Source organism: Pseudomonas sp. PS01298, from assembly GCF_029959745.1.
In the GTDB taxonomy this organism is placed as follows: Bacteria; Pseudomonadota; Gammaproteobacteria; order Pseudomonadales; family Pseudomonadaceae; genus Aquipseudomonas; species Aquipseudomonas aylmerensis.
Genome location: NZ_JASCPP010000017.1, coordinates 56,818 through 74,340, shown reverse-complemented (window position 1 = coordinate 74,340; position 17,523 = coordinate 56,818). Strand labels below are relative to the sequence as shown.

Annotated in this window: 15 protein-coding genes, 1 tRNA gene and 1 pseudogene; 8 read left to right on the top strand and 9 right to left on the bottom strand. The window is 61.6% G+C overall.

Annotated elements, in window-relative coordinates; genetic code table 11:
• The first annotated feature begins 227 nt into the window (after positions 1 to 227).
• Genes QMX97_RS09495 through QMX97_RS09485 form a run of 3 tightly spaced genes read left to right on the top strand, consistent with a single transcriptional unit; the run spans position 228 to position 3,646 of the window.
• The gene (locus QMX97_RS09495) at positions 228 to 1,523 is read left to right on the top strand and encodes a murein hydrolase activator EnvC (protein ID WP_282396778.1); all 1,296 of its coding nucleotides are present in this window, start codon (positions 228 to 230) and stop codon (positions 1,521 to 1,523) included.
• 31 nt (positions 1,524 to 1,554) lie between these two features.
• Complete coding sequence (locus QMX97_RS09490) at positions 1,555 to 2,871, top strand: S41 family peptidase (protein ID WP_065899807.1); 1,317 nt, start codon at positions 1,555 to 1,557, stop codon at positions 2,869 to 2,871.
• Position 2,872: 1 nt separating this feature from the next.
• Entirely contained in the window at positions 2,873 to 3,646 is a 774-nt protein-coding gene (locus QMX97_RS09485; RefSeq protein WP_120447417.1) for a divergent polysaccharide deacetylase family protein, read from the top strand.
• A 443-nt stretch (positions 3,647 to 4,089) separates the two neighbouring features.
• Here the strand turns inward: QMX97_RS09485 and QMX97_RS09480 are convergent, their stop codons facing one another.
• The 7 genes from QMX97_RS09480 to QMX97_RS09450 all read right to left on the bottom strand — a co-directional run bounded on the left by QMX97_RS09480 (position 4,090) and on the right by QMX97_RS09450 (position 10,009).
• Positions 4,090 to 4,845: an ABC transporter substrate-binding protein gene (locus QMX97_RS09480; RefSeq protein WP_282396777.1), complete on the bottom strand. Its 756-nt coding sequence runs from the start codon at positions 4,843 to 4,845 to the stop codon at positions 4,090 to 4,092.
• A 66-nt stretch (positions 4,846 to 4,911) separates the two neighbouring features.
• The gene (hisF, locus tag QMX97_RS09475; RefSeq protein ID WP_065899801.1) at positions 4,912 to 5,682 is read right to left on the bottom strand and encodes an imidazole glycerol phosphate synthase subunit HisF; all 771 of its coding nucleotides are present in this window, start codon (positions 5,680 to 5,682) and stop codon (positions 4,912 to 4,914) included.
• A gap of 79 nt (positions 5,683 to 5,761) precedes the next feature.
• Complete coding sequence (gene hisA / locus QMX97_RS09470; RefSeq protein WP_065899799.1) at positions 5,762 to 6,511, bottom strand: 1-(5-phosphoribosyl)-5-[(5-phosphoribosylamino)methylideneamino]imidazole-4-carboxamide isomerase; 750 nt, start codon at positions 6,509 to 6,511, stop codon at positions 5,762 to 5,764.
• Positions 6,512 to 6,603: 92 nt separating this feature from the next.
• On the bottom strand, positions 6,604 to 6,864 hold the full coding sequence (locus QMX97_RS09465; protein ID WP_065899797.1) for a DUF2164 domain-containing protein: 261 nt from the start codon (positions 6,862 to 6,864) through the stop codon (positions 6,604 to 6,606).
• Entirely contained in the window at positions 6,865 to 7,503 is a 639-nt protein-coding gene (gene hisH / locus QMX97_RS09460; RefSeq protein WP_065899790.1) for an imidazole glycerol phosphate synthase subunit HisH, read from the bottom strand.
• Positions 7,503 to 8,096 (bottom strand): imidazoleglycerol-phosphate dehydratase HisB, encoded by a 594-nt coding sequence (gene hisB / locus QMX97_RS09455; protein ID WP_017849940.1) that lies wholly within the window; start codon positions 8,094 to 8,096, stop codon positions 7,503 to 7,505. Before hisB ends, hisH begins: the two co-directional genes overlap by 1 nt.
• Positions 8,097 to 8,347: 251 nt before the next feature.
• Positions 8,348 to 10,009, bottom strand: a complete 1,662-nt coding sequence (locus QMX97_RS09450) for an OFA family MFS transporter (RefSeq protein WP_065899784.1) — start codon at positions 10,007 to 10,009, stop codon at positions 8,348 to 8,350.
• Between the two features lie 326 nt (positions 10,010 to 10,335).
• Here QMX97_RS09450 and QMX97_RS09445 point away from each other — a divergent pair, with 326 nt between their 5' ends.
• The 5 genes and pseudogenes from QMX97_RS09445 to QMX97_RS09425 form a co-directional block, all read left to right on the top strand.
• Positions 10,336 to 12,546, top strand: a complete 2,211-nt coding sequence (locus QMX97_RS09445) for an AsmA family protein (protein WP_065899782.1) — start codon at positions 10,336 to 10,338, stop codon at positions 12,544 to 12,546.
• The gene (mutY, locus tag QMX97_RS09440) at positions 12,543 to 13,610 is read left to right on the top strand and encodes an A/G-specific adenine glycosylase (RefSeq protein WP_065899780.1); all 1,068 of its coding nucleotides are present in this window, start codon (positions 12,543 to 12,545) and stop codon (positions 13,608 to 13,610) included. Before QMX97_RS09445 ends, mutY begins: the two co-directional genes overlap by 4 nt.
• The gene (locus QMX97_RS09435) at positions 13,607 to 13,879 is read left to right on the top strand and encodes an oxidative damage protection protein (RefSeq protein ID WP_065899778.1); all 273 of its coding nucleotides are present in this window, start codon (positions 13,607 to 13,609) and stop codon (positions 13,877 to 13,879) included. The genes mutY and QMX97_RS09435 overlap by 4 nt, the downstream gene beginning before the upstream one ends.
• A 103-nt stretch (positions 13,880 to 13,982) precedes the next feature.
• A tRNA-Phe gene (locus QMX97_RS09430) sits at positions 13,983 to 14,058 on the top strand.
• Between the two features lie 480 nt (positions 14,059 to 14,538).
• Positions 14,539 to 14,664: pseudogene (locus QMX97_RS09425) on the top strand (Fic family protein); the annotation flags it as partial.
• A gap of 144 nt (positions 14,665 to 14,808) precedes the next feature.
• Here QMX97_RS09425 and QMX97_RS09420 read toward each other — a convergent pair.
• Both QMX97_RS09420 and QMX97_RS09415 read right to left on the bottom strand, forming a co-directional pair.
• Positions 14,809 to 16,413: a glycosyltransferase family 39 protein gene (locus tag QMX97_RS09420; protein WP_282396776.1), complete on the bottom strand. Its 1,605-nt coding sequence runs from the start codon at positions 16,411 to 16,413 to the stop codon at positions 14,809 to 14,811.
• 87 nt (positions 16,414 to 16,500) lie between these two features.
• The gene (locus tag QMX97_RS09415) at positions 16,501 to 17,466 is read right to left on the bottom strand and encodes an arsenic resistance protein (RefSeq protein ID WP_282396775.1); all 966 of its coding nucleotides are present in this window, start codon (positions 17,464 to 17,466) and stop codon (positions 16,501 to 16,503) included.
• Positions 17,467 to 17,523: the final 57 nt, after the last annotated feature.

Below are 17,523 nucleotides of genomic sequence, written 5' to 3'. Positions count from 1 at the left end.
GGGCTTGCCCGCGATAGCGGCAGATCAGCAGACATTTATATGGCTGATCCAACGCCATCGCGGGCAAGCCCGCTCCCACATTGGTTTTGCAGAGTTTTCAAAGATGTCGTTTTGCCATACCGGCGCCACTCGGCACCTATCTTGCCTTCCAGCCCGAATTGGGCGTTTTTTTTGCGGCGCTTGGCGGGCATACTAGGCCGTCCCTTTCCCTGGTGTCGCCCGCCTCTATGCTTCGCGCCTTGATTACCCTTGCTCTTGTCTGCCTGCTCCAACCGGCATTTGCCGATGAGCGCGCACAAACCCAACAACAGTTGGACGCTACGCGTCAGGACATTACCGAGCTGAAAAAGCTGCTCGGCAAGCTCCAGGAAGAAAAATCCGGGGTACAGAAAGACCTGCGCGGCACGGAAACCGAGATGGGCAAGCTGGAGAAGCAGGTCCAGGAGCTGCAAAAAGAACTAAAGAAGAGCGAGTCGGAACTGGAGCGACTCGACGCTGAGAAAAAAAAACTCCAGAGCGCACGCGTTGAACAGCAACGCCTGATCGCGATCCAGGCCCGCGCCGCCTATCAGAGCGGCCGCCAGGAATACCTCAAGCTGCTGCTCAACCAGCAGAATCCGGAAAAATTCGCGCGCACCCTGACCTACTACGACTACCTGAGCAAGGCCCGCCTGGAGCAGTTGAAAAGCTTCAACGAGACCCTGCGCCAATTGGTCAATGTCGAACAGGAGATCGCCAACCAGCAGTCGCAGTTGCAGGACCAGAAAAGCGCCCTCGACACCCAGCGCGACGAACTCGACAAGGTCCGCAAGGAACGCCAGCTGGCCCTGGCCAAGCTCAATGACGACGTGAAGGCCCGTGACGCCAAGCTGCAGGCCCGCGAGCAAGACCAGGCCGACCTGGCCAAAGTCCTCAAGACCATCGAGCAAACCCTGGCGCGCCAGGCACGCGAGGCCGAAGAAGCGCGGCAAAAGGCGTTGATCGCCCAGCAGGAAGCCGAAAAAAAGCGTCAGCGTGAGGCCGAACTGGCTGCCACCTCGGACGCTCCCGCGCCGCGTAAACCGGCACATGCAGCGCCCGGGCCGCTGGTTTCCAGCGCCGGCGAGTCGTTCGGTGGGCCTTTTGCTTCAGCTCGCGGCAAACTTCCATGGCCAGTTGATGGTCGATTACTGGCACGCTTCGGTGAAACCCGTGGCGATGACACCCGCGCCAAGTGGGATGGGGTGATGATCAGCGCCTCCGCCGGCAGCCAGGTGCATGCCGTTCACGGTGGGCGCGTGGTGTTCGCCGATTGGCTGCGGGGCGCCGGTTTGCTGGTGATTCTTGACCACGGTAATGGCTATTTGAGCCTTTACGGCCACAATCAGACTTTACTCAAGTCGGCAGGTGATGTTGTAAAAGCCGGTGAATCCATCTCCACTGTGGGTAACAGTGGTGGCCAGGACACCCCGGCGCTGTACTTCGCTATTCGTCAGCAGGGCCGCCCGAGCGACCCTGCACAATGGTGCAGAACCCAAGGATAAGGGTCGCATCTACATTAGGAGTTCGTTCGACATGCTGCATTTGTCCCGCCTCACTTCGCTGGCCCTGACGATCGCCCTGGTGATCGGCGCGCCCCTGGCTTTCGCCGACCAGGCTGCCCCGGCGGCGCCCGCCGCCTCGGCCGCGACCACCAAGGCACCGTTGCCGCTGGACGAATTGCGCACCTTTGCCGAGGTCATGGACCGGATCAAGGCCGCTTATGTCGAACCCGTAGACGACAAGACCCTGCTGGAAAATGCCATCAAGGGCATGCTCAGCAACCTCGACCCGCACTCCGCTTACCTGGGCCCGGAAGATTTCGCCGAGCTGCAGGAAAGCACCAGCGGTGAATTCGGCGGCCTGGGCATTGAAGTCGGCTCCGAAGACGGCAATATCAAGGTCGTCTCGCCGATCGATGACACCCCGGCGTCCAAGGCAGGCATCCAGGCTGGCGACTTTATCGTCAAGATCAACGGCCAGCCAACCCGCGGCCAGACCATGACCGAAGCCGTCGACAAGATGCGCGGCAAGATCGGCCAGAAAATCACCCTGACCCTGGTGCGCGACGGCGGCAATCCGTTCGACGTGACCCTGACCCGTGCCACCATCGTGGTCAAGAGCGTGAAGAGCCAGTTGCTGGAGTCGGGCTACGGCTACATCCGTATCACCCAGTTCCAGGTCAAGACCGGCGACGAAGTGGCCAAGGCCCTGGCCAAGCTGCGCAAAGACAACGGCAAGAAACTCAGCGGTATCGTGCTCGACCTGCGCAACAACCCCGGCGGGGTGCTGCAGTCGGCGGTGGAAGTGGTCGACCATTTCATCACCAAAGGCCTGATCGTCTACACCAAGGGCCGTATCGCCAACTCCGAGTTGCGCTTCTCGGCGACCGGCAACGACCTCAGCGAAAACGTGCCACTGGCCGTGCTGATCAACGGCGGCAGCGCCTCGGCATCGGAAATCGTCGCCGGCGCCCTGCAGGACCAGAAGCGCGGCGTGCTGATGGGCACCACCAGCTTCGGCAAAGGCTCGGTGCAAACCGTGCTGCCGCTGAACAATGACCGCGCGCTAAAAATCACCACCGCGCTGTACTACACGCCGAATGGTCGTTCGATCCAGGCCCAGGGCATCGTGCCCGACATCGAAGTGCGCAAGGCCAAGATCACCAACGAGATCGACAGCGAGTACTACAAAGAGGCTGACCTGCAAGGTCACCTGGGCAATGGCAACGGCGGCGCCGACCAGCCAACCGGCAGCGGCACCAAAGCCAAGCCGATGCCGCAGGACGACGATTACCAGCTGGCCCAGGCGCTGAGCCTGCTCAAGGGCCTGAGCATCACACGCAGCCGTTGATATGCGCTTTGCCCTGATCCTCGCTGTGCTGTGCAGCCTGGCGGGAGTCGCTCACGCGGCCCCCGCCAGCGAGCCCCACAAAGCCTACCTGACCCTCATCATCGACGACCTCGGGCAAAACCTGGCCCGGGATCGTCGCGTGCTGGCCCTGCCTGGGCCGGTCACCACCGCGGTCATGCCCGACACGCCCCACGCTGCCGAATTCGCCCGTGAAGCGCACAAGGCTGGCAAGATCGTGATCCTGCACATGCCCATGGACCCGGCCACCGGCCCGTTCGCCTGGCACCCCGAGCTGCCCATCGAAGAACTCGGCAAGCGCCTGGACGCCGCCTTCAAGGCCGTGCCCTACACCGCCGGTATCAACAACCACATGGGCAGCCGCATGACCGCCCAGCCGGCCGCCATGGCCTGGTTGATGGCCGAGCTGCAGCGGCGCAACAAATTCTTCGTCGACAGCCGCACCAGCGCACAAACCGTCGCCGCCGCCGAAGCGCAGAAGATCGGCCTGGCGCATGTCTCGCGAGACGTGTTCCTCGACGATGAACGCACCGAAGCAGCAATCACCACGCAACTGCAAACCGCGATCAAGCTGGCGCACAAACAGGGCTCGGCGGTGATGATCGGCCACCCTTATCCACAGACCCTGGCGGTGCTGGAGCGCGAGCTACCCAAGCTCAAGGCCCAGGGGGTCGACTGGATTGATATCAAGCTGATGATCAGCGTGCGCGGCAACCAGGCGATGGCCGGGCACGGCAAGAATGGTATTTACCGCTGACGAGCCACTGTGGGGGCTGGCTTGCCAGTGATGGCGGGGCATCAGTCAGTAGCTTCAGTGACTGACCTGGCGCTTTCGCGGGCAAGCCCGCTCCCACATTTTTGAGCGTGTTTAGCCTGCTGATTGGGTAGCGCAGTCGGTGGGAGCCTGGTTTGCCAGCGATGGCGGGGCATCAGTCAGTAGCTTCAGTGACTGACCTGGCGCTTTCGCGGGCAAGCCCGCTCCCACATTTTTGGGCGTGTTTAGGCCGCTGATTGTGTAGCGCAGTCGGTGGGAGCCTGGTTTGCCCGCGATGGCGGTGCATCAGTCAGTGGCTTCAGTGACTGACCTGGCGCTTTCGCGGGCAAGCCCGCTCCCACATTTTTTGGGCGTGTTTAGGCCGCTGATTGTGTAGCGCAGTCTGTGGGAGCTGGCTTGCCTGCTCCCATAGAAGTGCTCGCCAGTTAAAGATAGTTCGCCATGATCTGGTCGACGACGCCGTCTTTACGCAACTGGTCCAGCGCGGCCTGCAGCTTGGCCACCAGTTCGTCAGGGACCTCCTTGTTCAACGCGAGGTAAAGCTGCGCACTGTTGAACCGCAGCACGGTCTTGAGCCCGGTCACACCGACCTGACGCGCCAGGTAACGCCCAGCAGGATCACCGGTGGCCCAGAGGTCGATCTGGCCATCCATGAGCTTTTGCGCGTTGTCCTGGTCGCGCAGTACCACCAGCGGGTTGAGCCCCTGTTTCTCAAGGGTCTCGGCGATCGCATCACCCTTGTAGGCGCCGATCTTGTAGCGGCGCGCGTGCTCCAGGTCGGTCAGTTGGATCTTGCTGTCAGCCTTGGCCAGCATCACCCAATCATCCGGGCCGATCGGGCCGACCCACTTGAACAGCGCCTCGCGGTCCGGCAGTCGCGCCATCACGAATACGCCGTAGCCAGGCTTTTCCAGGGCGAGTTTGTAGATTCGCTCCCAAGGGAAACGCAACGTGAGGTTGTAGGAAATGCCGGCGCGCTTGAAGGTCTCGCGGACGATGTCCACGGCGATGCCTTCGATGTTTTCTTCCTTGGCGAAGTTCTTGCCGTTCTTGGCCATGTTGTAGGGCGGGAAATTTTCCGTCAGCAACACCAGGGCGGCGTCAGACGGTTCTTCGGCGTGGGCCGAACCTGCCAACAAAAGGGAGGTACTGGCGAGGGCGAGCAGCAGGGTCTTGAACATGAAGGCTACCGGAATCCATGGCAAGCGCAGAGAGTGCCGCGCGCCCGCCATGGTGTCCAGCAACGTTTAGCGAACGACGATACCGCGCGCTGCCATGTAGGCCTTGGCCTCGGGAACGGTGTATTCGCCAAAGTGGAAAATACTCGCCGCCAGCACCGCGCTGGCGTGGCCTTCGATCACGCCGTCAGCCAGGTGCTGCAGGTTGCCGACGCCGCCGGAAGCGATCACCGGAATGCCCAGCGCGTCGCTGATGGCGCGCGTCACGCCCAGGTCGAAGCCATTTTTCATGCCGTCCTGGTCCATGCTGGTCAGCAGGATTTCACCGGCGCCCAGGCCTTCCATCTTCATCGCCCACTCCACCGCGTCCAGGCCGGTCGGCTTGCGACCGCCGTGAGTGAAGATCTCCCAGCGCGGGGTTTCGCCCGGGGCGGAGACTTTCTTCGCATCAATGGCGACCACGATGCACTGCGAGCCGAAGTGCTGCGCGGCTTCGCCGACGAACTCCGGGTTGAACACCGCAGCGGTGTTGATCGAGACTTTGTCCGCGCCCGCATTGAGCAGGTTGCGGATGTCTTGCACGGTGCGCACGCCGCCGCCCACGGTCAGCGGGATGAACACCTGGCTGGCCATGCGCTCGACGGTATGCAGCGTGGTGTCGCGGCCGTCGACGCTGGCGGTGATGTCGAGGAAGGTAATCTCGTCGGCACCTTGCTCGTCATAGCGACGCGCGATTTCCACCGGGTCGCCGGCATCACGGATGTTCTCGAACTTGACGCCCTTGACCACGCGACCGTTGTCGACGTCCAGGCAAGGGATGATGCGTCTGGCTAAAGCCATTGACTTAATCTCCGATTAAGAAGCTTCAAGCTACAAGCGGCAAGCTGGAGCAGGTGTGCTTTGACTTGCAGCTTTCAGCTTACGACTTGGAGCTGTTCGCGTAGGCATCGCAGTAAGCCTGGGCTTCGGCGACGTCCAGGGTACCTTCGTAGATCGCGCGGCCGGTGATGGCGCCGATGATCCCGGGGGCCTTGGCGTCCAGCAGCGACTTGATATCGCCCAGGTTGTGAATACCGCCAGAGGCGATCACCGGGATCTTGGTGGCCGCCGCCAGCGCCGCGGTAAACGGCACGTTGCAGCCCTGCATCATGCCGTCTTTGGCGATGTCGGTATAAACGATGGCAGACACGCCGTCGGCTTCGAACTGCTTGGCCAGGTCGATCACCTGCACGGTGCTGATTTCAGCCCAGCCGTCGGTGGCGACGAAACCGTCCTTGGCGTCCAGGCCCACGATTACCTTGCCCGGGAACGCGCGGCAAGCTTCGGCGACGAACGCCGGATCCTTCACGGCCTTGGTGCCGATGATCACGTAGCTCACGCCCGCCTTGACGTAGTGCTCGATGGTTTCCAGGGAGCGGATACCGCCGCCGATCTGGATCGGCAGGTTCGGGTAGCGCTTGGCGATCGCGGTCACTACTTCGCCATTGACGGGCTGGCCTTCGAAGGCGCCGTTCAAGTCCACCAGATGCAGACGACGGCAGCCACCTTCCACCCATTTGGCAGCCATGCTCACCGGGTCATCGGAGAACACGGTGGAGTCTTCCATGCGGCCCTGGCGCAGGCGTACACAAGCGCCGTCCTTGAGATCGATAGCGGGGATAATCAGCATGCTTTTTCCTTCGTCAAAAGAGTTGCGAGTTGCGAGCTATAAGCTGCAAGCAAGCACGCGTATCAATTCTTGCAGCTTGGCGCCTGACGCTCTCAGCTGCTCTTTTCAAGCGACCACAGGTCGCTTTCGATGCTTTCGAACCTTTCTTTAAGGAGCGTCTGCGTGTCGAAAATCGCCCTGTTGTAATAGTGCGGAGCGACCTCGGTGGTGAACAACTCAAGGATCTCGGCGACCTCGAACGAGCCCAGCTTGAGCTCGAAACGGTCTTCCATGAAGCGCTTGATCTTGAGGATCGCCTCACCCTCCTGCTCAGGCGTGAGGTTGAGCACCGGCAGCTTCGGCTTCTTGGCCATTTACCAGCGACCGTCCCAGGCGGCGAAGTTCTGCAGCAACTGCAGGCCATGGGTATGGCTCTTCTCCGGGTGGAACTGCACGGCAAACCGCGAGCCCTCGGCCAGCGCGGCGGCGAAGTCGACGCCATAATGCCCGCCACCCACCACCTGGCGCGGGTTACCGGCGGCGATGTAGTAGCTGTGCACGAAGTAGAAACGCGCCATGTCAGGGATTTCGTGCCACAACGGGTGGTCGACGGTGCGACGCACTTCGTTCCAGCCCATGTGCGGGACCTTCAGGTGTTCGCCGTCTTCATACAGGTCTTTGCCGAAGAACTTCACCTGGCCTGGGAACAGGCCGATGCAGTCGACGCCGTCGTTCTCTTCACTGCTGTCGAGCAAGGCTTGCATGCCCACGCAGATGCCGAGGAACGGGCGATCCTGGCTGACTTCGCGCACCAGGCTGTCAAAGCCCAGGCGACGGATCTCGGCCATGCAATCGCGAATCGCACCGACGCCCGGGAACACCACGCGATCGGCTTCGCGAATCACGTTGGCATCGCTGGTGATCAGCACCTTGCCGGCACCGACGTGCTCGAGGGCCTTGGCCACCGAGTGCAGGTTACCCATGCCGTAATCGATAACCGCGACCGTCTGCATTACAGGACGCCCTTGGTCGATGGCATTTGCCCGGCCATGCGTTCATCAAGCTCGACAGCCATGCGCAGCGCGCGGCCGAAAGCCTTGAACACGGTCTCGATCTGGTGGTGGGTGTTGGTGCCGCGCAGGTTGTCGATGTGCAGGCTGACCAGTGCGTGGTTGACGAAGCCCTGGAAGAATTCCTGGAACAGGTCAACGTCAAACCCGCCTACGGTGGCGCGGGTATAGGGCACATGCATCTGCAGGCCAGGGCGGCCGGAGAAGTCGATGACCACGCGCGACAACGCTTCGTCCAGCGGGACATAGGCGTGGCCGTAGCGACGGATGCCTTTCTTGTCGCCGATGGCCTTGGCAAATGCCTGGCCCAGGGTGATGCCTACGTCTTCCACCGTATGGTGGTCGTCGATATGCAGGTCGCCCTTGCTGACGATATCCAGGTCGATCAGCCCGTGACGGGCGATCTGGTCCAGCATGTGCTCAAGAAAAGGTACACCGATATCAAATCGGGCCTTTCCGGTGCCATCCAGGTTGATCGAGGCTTTGATCTGGGTTTCCAGAGTGTCGCGCTCGACGGACGCCTTACGTTCGGCCATCACCAGCTCCGCAAAATCATTGGGCGAAAAAGGCAGCCATTATAGGGGCGCGGGCGCTAAACAGAAACATCGGAGGGGATAAGACTGATGGAGTGTCGACGATAGACATGTGCATACAGGTAAGAACCAGCTTTTGTGGGAGCTGGCTTGCCTGCGATGCAGGCACCTCGGCGTTTCAGTTGCACCGAGGTGATGCCATCGCGGGCAAGCCCGGCTCCCACAGGAACCGCGCCCACAAAATTTTTGCGGTGTTAGTGGAACAGTACCGCGGTCTTTTGCAGGGTCACCCACACACCCCACGCCAACGGAATACCCACCACCAGCCAGGCGGCGATCGCCAACGGCTTGCTGCCCGCAGACGCTTTCCACTCCAGCGACGTAGAGGCATCGGTACCTTTGTCATGACCCAGCGCCTGTTCGGCGGCCAGTTCGGCATCGGTCATGAAGTACTTGTCGGCCACCGGACGCACCAGCAGGTTGCAGAGGAAACCCAGCACCAGCAGGCCCGCGAGGATGTACAAGGTGATGTCGTAGGCCGCAGCGCGATCCACGCCGATGCTCAACTGGTACTCACGCAGGTAGTTCACCAACACCGGGCCGAGTACGCCCGCAGCGGCCCAGGCGGTCAGCAGGCGACCGTGGATCGCGCCGACCATCTGGGTGCCGAACAGGTCGGCCAGGTAAGCCGGGACGGTCGCAAAACCACCGCCGTACATCGACAGGATGATGCAGAACGCGGCCACGAACAGCGCCACGTTGCCCAGGTGTCCCAGGTTCGGGATCAGCGCGTACAGGGCAAAGCCCAGGGCGAAGAACACGAAGTAGGTATTTTTACGCCCCAGGTAGTCGGAGAACGACGCCCAGAAGAAACGACCACCGATGTTGAACAGGCTCAACAGACCGGTGAAGCCAGCGGCAATTGCCGCAATTGAAGCCAACTGACCGGCATCAAGCTGGCCGAATGGCACATCCACACCCAGCAACTTGCCGCCGAAGACTTCCTGCAGCAGTGGCGAAGCCATGCCGAGGATGCCGATACCGGCGGACACGTTCAGGCACAGTACCAGCCACACCAGGCGAAATTGCGGGGTTTTCCACGCCACATTCACGTGCACGTGACGGTGGGTGATCATCGCGTTGCTGGCTTTTTTCGCCGGCGCTGTCCAGCCCTCAGGCTTCCAGCCGGTCGGCGGAACGCGGTACAGCAGCGCGCCGGCGATCATGAACACGAAGTAAATCGCAGCCATGACCACAAAGCTCTGCCACACGCCCACGCTGGTCGGCGTGGCAAAGTGGCCCATCAGCGCTGCCGCCAGGGGAGCGCCAACCATTGCGCCGCCGCCGAAGCCCATGATCGCCATGCCGGTGGCCATGCCGCGCTTGTCCGGGAACCATTTGATCAGGGTCGACACCGGCGAGATATAGCCCAGGCCCAGGCCGATACCGCCAATGACCCCGGAGCCGATCCACATCAGCCAGATCTGGTGGGTATAGATACCCAGCGCCGAGATCAACAGGCCGCCACACCAGCACAGGGCCGATACAACCCCGGCTTTACGAGGCCCGGCATGTTCCAGCCAGCCGCCCCAGATCGCTGCCGAGCAGCCGAGGAAAATGAAGAACAGGGTGTAGATCCAGCCCAGCATGGAGATGGGCCAGTCGCATTGGGACGAGAAGACTTGGGCGATGAACCCCATGTCCGGCGCGCAGGCGACCGGCTTGGTGATGCCCAGTGCCTTGGACAGTGGCAGCCAGAACACCGAGAAACCGTAGGCCATGCCGATGCACAAGTGGATGGCCAGGGCGGCCGGTGGAACCAGCCAGCGGTTGAACCCGGGCTTGGCGATAATGCGCTCCTTGGACAGGAACGCAGGCTGTGCGGCAGTATGACCTGCTGCAGTGCTAGTGCTCATTGGTGTTTCCCCCAGTTGTTAGTATGTGTCCGTCAGGCGCTCTCTCCCTCGGCCTTGCACGCAAAGCGTTGGCCGTTGTTGTTGAGTAAAGCTCCTTTTAAGCGCGACGCTGTGTCGCAGAAGGCAGACGAACCTGCGCAGATTAGCACCTGTGGATGACAGAAAAACCAAACTGATATCACCTTTTTCAGGAAATCTGTTTTGTTTGACGCCAGAAACCCGTTCCCGCGCCCCTGGATACAATGTAACGATCCGCGAACTGACGCGGGCCGTCGGGCGTTATACTCTGCGGCTAAATTTTGAAATCGACATACAAGGACTCGCCCATGAAAGCGTTCGGCAAAATCCTGGGTCTGGTACTTCTCGGGCTGTTGCTGATCATTGTGGCTCTGGGCTTTGCCCTGACCCATCTCTTCGATCCCAACGACTATAAAGACGAGATTCGCCAGATAGCCCGCGACAAGGCCCACATCGAGCTGACGCTCAATGGCGATATCGGCTGGAGTTTGTTCCCCTGGCTCGGCCTTGAACTGCACGAAGCCAGCGTCGCGACCCTGACCAACCCGACTCAGCCGTTCGCCGACCTGCAGATGCTGGGCCTGTCGGTGCGCGTGCTGCCGCTGCTGCGCCGCGAAGTCCAGATGAGCGACGTGCGTGTCGAAGGCCTCAACCTGCGCCTGACCCGCGACAAGCAAGGCCACGGCAACTGGGAAGACATCGGCAAGAACGTGTCGTCGGCCAGCACCGGCGCACCCGCTCCGACCGAGCAACCTGCCGAGACCGAGCCGGAAAAACCGTCAAAGCCGATCCGCCTGGATATCGACAGCCTGACGGTCAACAACGCCCGCATCGAATACAACGATGAACAGACCGGCAAGCAGTTCAGCGCCGAAAGCATCCAATTGAGCGCCGGTGCCGTGCACGAAGGCGCGAGCATTCCGGTGAAGCTCACCGCCTTCTTCGGCAGCAACCAGCCGGTGATGCGCGTCAAGACCGAGCTCAACGGCAACCTGCGCATCCAGCGCGCCCTCAAGCGCTACCAGTTCGAGGACATGAAAATCACCGGCGAAGCCACGGGCGAGCCGCTGCAAGGCAAGACAGTGACCTTCTCCACCCAGGGTCAGTTGCTGGTGGACCAGGCGGCGAATATCGCCGAGTGGACCAACCTGAAGCTGTCGGCCAACCAACTGCGCGCCTTGGGCGAGCTGAAGGTCAATGACCTGGACAAGACCCCGCAATTCAGCGGCGCGCTGTCCATTGCCCAGTTTGACCTGGCCAAGTTCCTCGACAGCGTCGGCCACCCGTTGCCGCCGATGGCGGACGGCAGCCTGAGCAAGGTCGAGCTGGTCAGCCGCCTCAAGGGCACGCCAAACAGCCTGGCGCTGGAAGACCTGAACCTGAAACTCGACGGCAGCACCTTCACCGGCCGCGTTGCCGTGGACGATTTCGCCAAGCAGTCGCTGCGGGTTCAGCTCAAGGGCGACACCTTCAACGCTGACAACTACCTGCCGGCCAAGTCCGACTCCGCCAAAGGCGCGAGCGCCGCCCGCCAGGCCGAAGTGCAGAACAGCGAAGCCGGGGCCATGGCCGCCGGTGGCACTACACCGCTGCCGGACGCGCCCACCAAAGGCGCCTGGAGCACCGACAAGCTGCTGCCGCTGACGCACCTGCGCACCCTGGACATAGACGCCGACCTCGCCTTCGGCCAGCTGACGCTGAGCAAGCTGCCGATCCAGAACGCGGCACTGAAAGCCTCCGGCGTCGACGGCCAACTCAAGCTGGACACCCTCAGCGGCGGTCTCTACAACGGCACGTTCCAGGCCAACGGCAACCTCGATGTGCGCCAGGACATCCCGGTCCTCGCGCTGCAGACGCATATCAAGCAGGTGCCGGTTGAACGCATCCTGCAGGCCCAGGGGCAGAACCCGCCGGTCAAGGGCCAGATCACCCTCGACAGCAACCTCAACGGCCGTGGCAACAGCCAGAAGGCGCTGATCGACAGCCTCAACGGCACCGCCAGCTTTGTGATCAACAACGGCGTGCTGCTCAACGCCAACCTCGAACAGCAACTGTGCACCGGCATCGCCCTGCTCAACCGCAAGACCCTGAGCACCACGCCCCAGGGCAAGGACACGCCCTTCCAGGAACTGCGCGGCAACCTGACATTCCGTAACGGCGTGGCCAGCAACCCCGACCTGAAAGTGCGCATTCCAGGGTTGACGGTCAACGGCAACGGCGACGTCGACTTGCGCGTACTCGGCATGGATTACCGCGTCGGCATCATCGTCGAAGGCGACCAGCGCGATACGCCGGACCCGGCCTGCCAGGTCGGTTCCAACTTCCAGAACATCGAAGTGCCGCTGCGTTGCCGTGGCCCGCTGGAACTGGGCGCCAAGGCCTGCCGCCTGGACAAGGACGGCCTGAGCCAGGTCGCGATCAAGGCAGCCGGCAACAAGCTCAGCGAGAAGCTGGAAGAGAAACTCGACAAGGTAAACCCGCAGTTGAAAGACGCGTTGAAAGGCCTGTTCAAACGATGAGAAACGAGCAGTTTTCAGAGGCCGTACTCAACTGGTACGACCGCCACGGTCGCCATGACCTGCCCTGGCAACAGGGCATCACGCCTTACCGGGTGTGGGTCTCGGAGATCATGCTGCAGCAGACCCAGGTGAGCACCGTGCTCAACTACTTCGACCGCTTCATGGCCTCGTTGCCAACGGTCGAGGCCCTGGCTGCCGCGCCGGAAGATGAAGTGCTGCACCTGTGGACCGGCCTGGGGTACTACACCCGGGCGCGCAACCTGCAAAAGACCGCGAAGATCGTCGTGGCCGAGTACGGCGGCGAGTTTCCCCGGGATGTCGAAAAGCTCACCGAACTGCCGGGTATCGGCCTGTCCACCGCCGGCGCGATTGCCAGCCTGAGCATGGGCCTGCGCGCGCCGATCCTCGACGGCAACGTCAAGCGCGTGCTGGCACGCTTTACCGCGCAGGAAGGCTATCCGGGCGAACCCAAGGTGGCGAAGCAGCTGTGGGCCACCGCAGAACGCTTCACCCCGCATGACCGCGTCAACGCCTATACCCAGGCGATGATGGACATGGGCGCCACCCTCTGCACCCGCAGCAAGCCCAGTTGCCTGCTGTGCCCGCTGGAAAAAGGCTGCGAAGCCCACATGCTTGGCCTGGAGACGCGCTACCCAATCCCCAAGCCGCGCAAGAGCATCCCGCAGAAGCGTACGCTGATGCCCTTGCTGGCCAATGCCGAAGGCGAAATCCTGCTTTACCGGCGCCCATCCACCGGCCTGTGGGGCGGTTTGTGGAGCTTGCCGGAGCTGGACGACCTCACCGACCTGGAACACCTCGCCCACCAGCACGCGCTGGCACTGGGCAAACAGCAGGAACTGCCGGGGCTGATCCACACCTTCAGCCACTTCCAGCTGGCCATCGAACCCTGGCTGGTCCAGGTCGAGGAATCCGCCCATCACGTGGCCGAGGCCGACTGGCTCTGGTATAACCTCGCCACCCCGCCGCGCCTGGGCCTTGCCGCCCCGGTCAAGAAACTGCTGAAGCGCGCGGCCGACGTATTGAATGCAGGAGTGTCGTCATGACCCGCACCGTAATGTGCCGCAAGTACAAAGAACAATTGCCCGGCCTGGAACGCCCTCCGTACCCAGGTGCGAAAGGCCAGGACATTTTCGATCACATTTCCGCCCAGGCATGGGGCGACTGGCTGAAACACCAGACGCTGCTGATCAATGAAAAACGCCTGAACATGATGAACGCCGAAGATCGTAAATACCTGTCAGGCGAAATGGACAAGTTCTTTTCCGGCGAGGATTACGCCAAGGCCGACGGCTACGTGCCGCCTGCTCAATAATTGATCAAAAATCGGGATCGGCACGTAAGCGACGGTAATAATTAAATATTTTTTGAAAACTTGCTTGACGACCCCCTGAAAAACCCGTTTAATGCGCCCCGTTGCCCAGATAGCTCAGTCGGTAGAGCAGGGGATTGAAAATCCCCGTGTCGGCGGTTCGATTCCGTCTCTGGGCACCACTATTAAGTTTCAGGTGGTGCAAATATCATCTGAAACACACAAGAAACCCGCCTAGTGCGGGTTTTTTGTTGCCTGCGATTTCTACGCGCCCCCCAATAAGCCCAAACACATTCGCTGGCGAGACACCGACCTGATGCGCCCTGCAAGGGGGCCGCTTTACCACCGTCATCCAGACCTCTCCCGACCGCGGCCTGCGACCTGCACTTGAGTTCACCCCCTGCAGATTCCACGACAGCGCAAAAAGGCCCACTTCGGAGGCTATGCTCATGATTACCATGAGAATCGACCTTTTCATCTCAAGTTCGCTTCCACATCCGAAAATGCGACGAAGCTGAACACCACTTCATTTCCGATATTTTTCACTTACCCGAACTGCTATTTTGAGATAACGCAGGACCTATTGAGGCCCTCAAAGCCCAATCTGCGGGCACCAAGGCATCCTATTTTTGAGATAGTCAAAATCCAATCAGAGGTTTCGCCCCATAAACCCAGGCGCGCGGCAATACACCATCGGGTTCTCCAACAACTATCTGATCAGGGGCGTGATCAAATCTCTGCGCGACGAAGACTTCATCCCCGAGCAACTGGATAAGCCCTACATATGACCGAAGTCGCTACTCGCCGAACCGCCTCATTCCACATCAGCGTCACCACCCCCCACCCGCTCTTGGTCGGATAGCTGGAAGCCATGCTCCTGCATCCGATCAAGCCCCCTCACGTGACCGGCAGACGCATAGCCCGTCACTGACTCACTCCAACAAAAACACCATCAGGGGATTGTCGTTCAAGCGCCCCTCAAAGCTTGGCGCCAGATGCTCCAGGGGCGTGCCCTTGAGCAGCGCGGTTTCCTTGCGCGCGACAATGACCCACGCCGGGCGGGGCAGAGTGTCCAGCCGCGCAACGTCGGCGCCACCGACAAACAATGGCTGCTCGTCATGCTCCAGATTCATCATGTAGCGCACCGCCCAGGTGTCCCGACCGAGATTCACAAATACCAGCGGCCCCGGTTGCGCCGCGCGCAGGGCTTCCACCTGGCTGACAAACTGGCGGGTGTCGAACTGCAGGTCCTTGGCGGGCTCCACTACCGTCACCAGCACCAGCCACTGCGCCGCGAGTGCGAACACGCTGAGCCACACCAGCCGCCCTGCTCGCCGCCAGGCAAGCAGCGCGGCGACTTGCAGGATCACCAACCCACCGATCAACAACGGCAGCGGGACGCCCGGCCAGTAACCGTGTTTCTGCCAACTATGCCGACAGACAAACACGACAACCACGCACAACGCCGGCAGCGCCGCGACAAGCCCCTCGTAGCATCGGCGCACGCCAATCAGCCATCCTTGCGCCTGGAGCAGCCCATAGGCCGCGACAGCGGCAAACATCGGCACCATCGGCAGGATGTAATAAGCGCGCTTGAAGTGCGGCACCGACAACCCGAGCAGGATCATCAAGCCGCAGGCGCCGAGCCGCACGACCAATTGCACATCATCGTTGAAGCGCTGCGCCCAGCGCTGGCGCAGGGCAACCAGTGTGGCCAGCGCCAGGGGCACCACGGGGAAATAACGGTACAGGCTCAGCTGGAAGTAAAAATAGAACGGCTCGCCGGTTTCATCGAGGCGCCCGCCCACCTGCATCTTGAACACCTCATCGGCAAACGCATCGCCGCCACTCAAGCGCGCGAGCTTGACCAGCAGCCACCAACAGGCCGCCAGCAACACCAGCCCGACGATGCCGTGAATCAACACCTGCTTGACCCGCTCTCCAGGCCGGGCCAGTGCCCAGTACACGCACACCACGCCACAGACTTCGATCAAGCCCAGCGGGCCGCGAATCGCAAAGCCGAGGATGAACAACGGGAACACGGCGAGTTGGCGCCACCGCGAGCCGAGGCGCTCGCCGCTGTGCAGCAGGTAGAAACTGCCCAGGCACAACAGCGCGACCATTTGATCCAGGCACACCGAGCGCGACTTCTCCAGCAACTGGGTCGTCAGCAGGGTCAACAGCACACTAAGCAGCGCCCAACTGCGACCGTACGGCACCAGCAGGCGATAGATCAGCGCCACCACCCCGGCCGAGGCCAGCGCGGTCGGCAGGATATTCGCCAGATGGTTAGGCGCGCCGAACAACCGGGCGAAGACAAAGCTGAAGAACGTCGCGGTGCCGGGATAGTCCGCGTAGGGCTGCCCGTAGGTGGTGGGGAAAAGACTCGCGCCATGGCGAAACATTTCCTGCAGGAAAAGCGCCCAACGTCCGTCAAACCCTTGCGGCTGCTGATCCCAGATGCCCAAGGTAAACAGCAACAAGGCAATCAGGAAAATGCCCAGGGATTCCATGCGAAAACGGTTGCGATGATCCATCAGTAGACCTGTCAGGTAGGGAGCGCCAACCTATGTTGCCGAGCGAGCCCCTGAATAGCGCCTGAACAAACCTGAACATTTGCGCTTTTACCGACCTGCGGGCCACACCGCTTTGGGAATCAGCCTAACGTAAATCAGCTCACCCACCAGTTCGACCAGGGTTTGCAGGATGACCGCCGTCGCCGCCAGCCCTCGCACGCCTTCCGGCAAGGCCAGCGCCAGGGGCAGCACCACCAGCGAATTACGCGTCGACGCGCTGAAAGTCACCGCCCGCGCCGTTGCCGCCGGCAGCGCGAACAGCCGCGCCGCCAGCGCACCCATCAGCGGGGCCAGCACCAGGAAGCCGACATACACCGGGATCACCGGCAGCAGCAAGCTGATGTCGCGCACCACCGAGGTGATTTGCGAACCGATCACCACAAACAGCACCGCTGCCATCGCCGGCACCGGCAGCCACGCCCAGGCGCTGTTCCAGGCATTGATGAGCACTGACTTGCGCGCCAGCGACGTCGTGATCACCGCGAGCACCATCGGCAGCACAATCAACCACAAGAACGCCTCGATAAATGGCCCCGCCGCCACCACGACCTCGGACTGCGCGCCCAGCATGAAACCCAGGTACAGCGGCAACAGCAGCAACTGCAGCAGCAACAGCACCGGCGTCGCCGCCAGCATCAATCGCGCGTCACCTTTGCCGATGTGGGTGAACACCACCACGTAGTCGATACACGGCGTGAGCAACACCAGCAACGCGCCCACCAGCAACGCCGGGCGCTCCACCAGGCCACGCGTCAACGCCCACACCAGCAACGGCACCAGGATGAAATTGGCCAGCAGCAACGCCGCGAGGAAGCGCCTGTTGCCCAGGCCCTGACGCAGATCCAGAAAAGGGATTTGCAGGAACATGGCGTACATCAAGACCGCGATGGCAGGCGTGACCAGCGCACCCAATCCATGCCCCCAGGACGGCGCAAGCAGACCGAAGCCGACGGCCAGAATGACGGCGACGAAGTAGACCGGGATCTGGTTGTGCTCGAGGGTGTCGCGGGTCATGGACTGACTCCGGTTGATCAAAAGTTCGTAAGCCTAAGCACCCCAGGGGATAAGGTC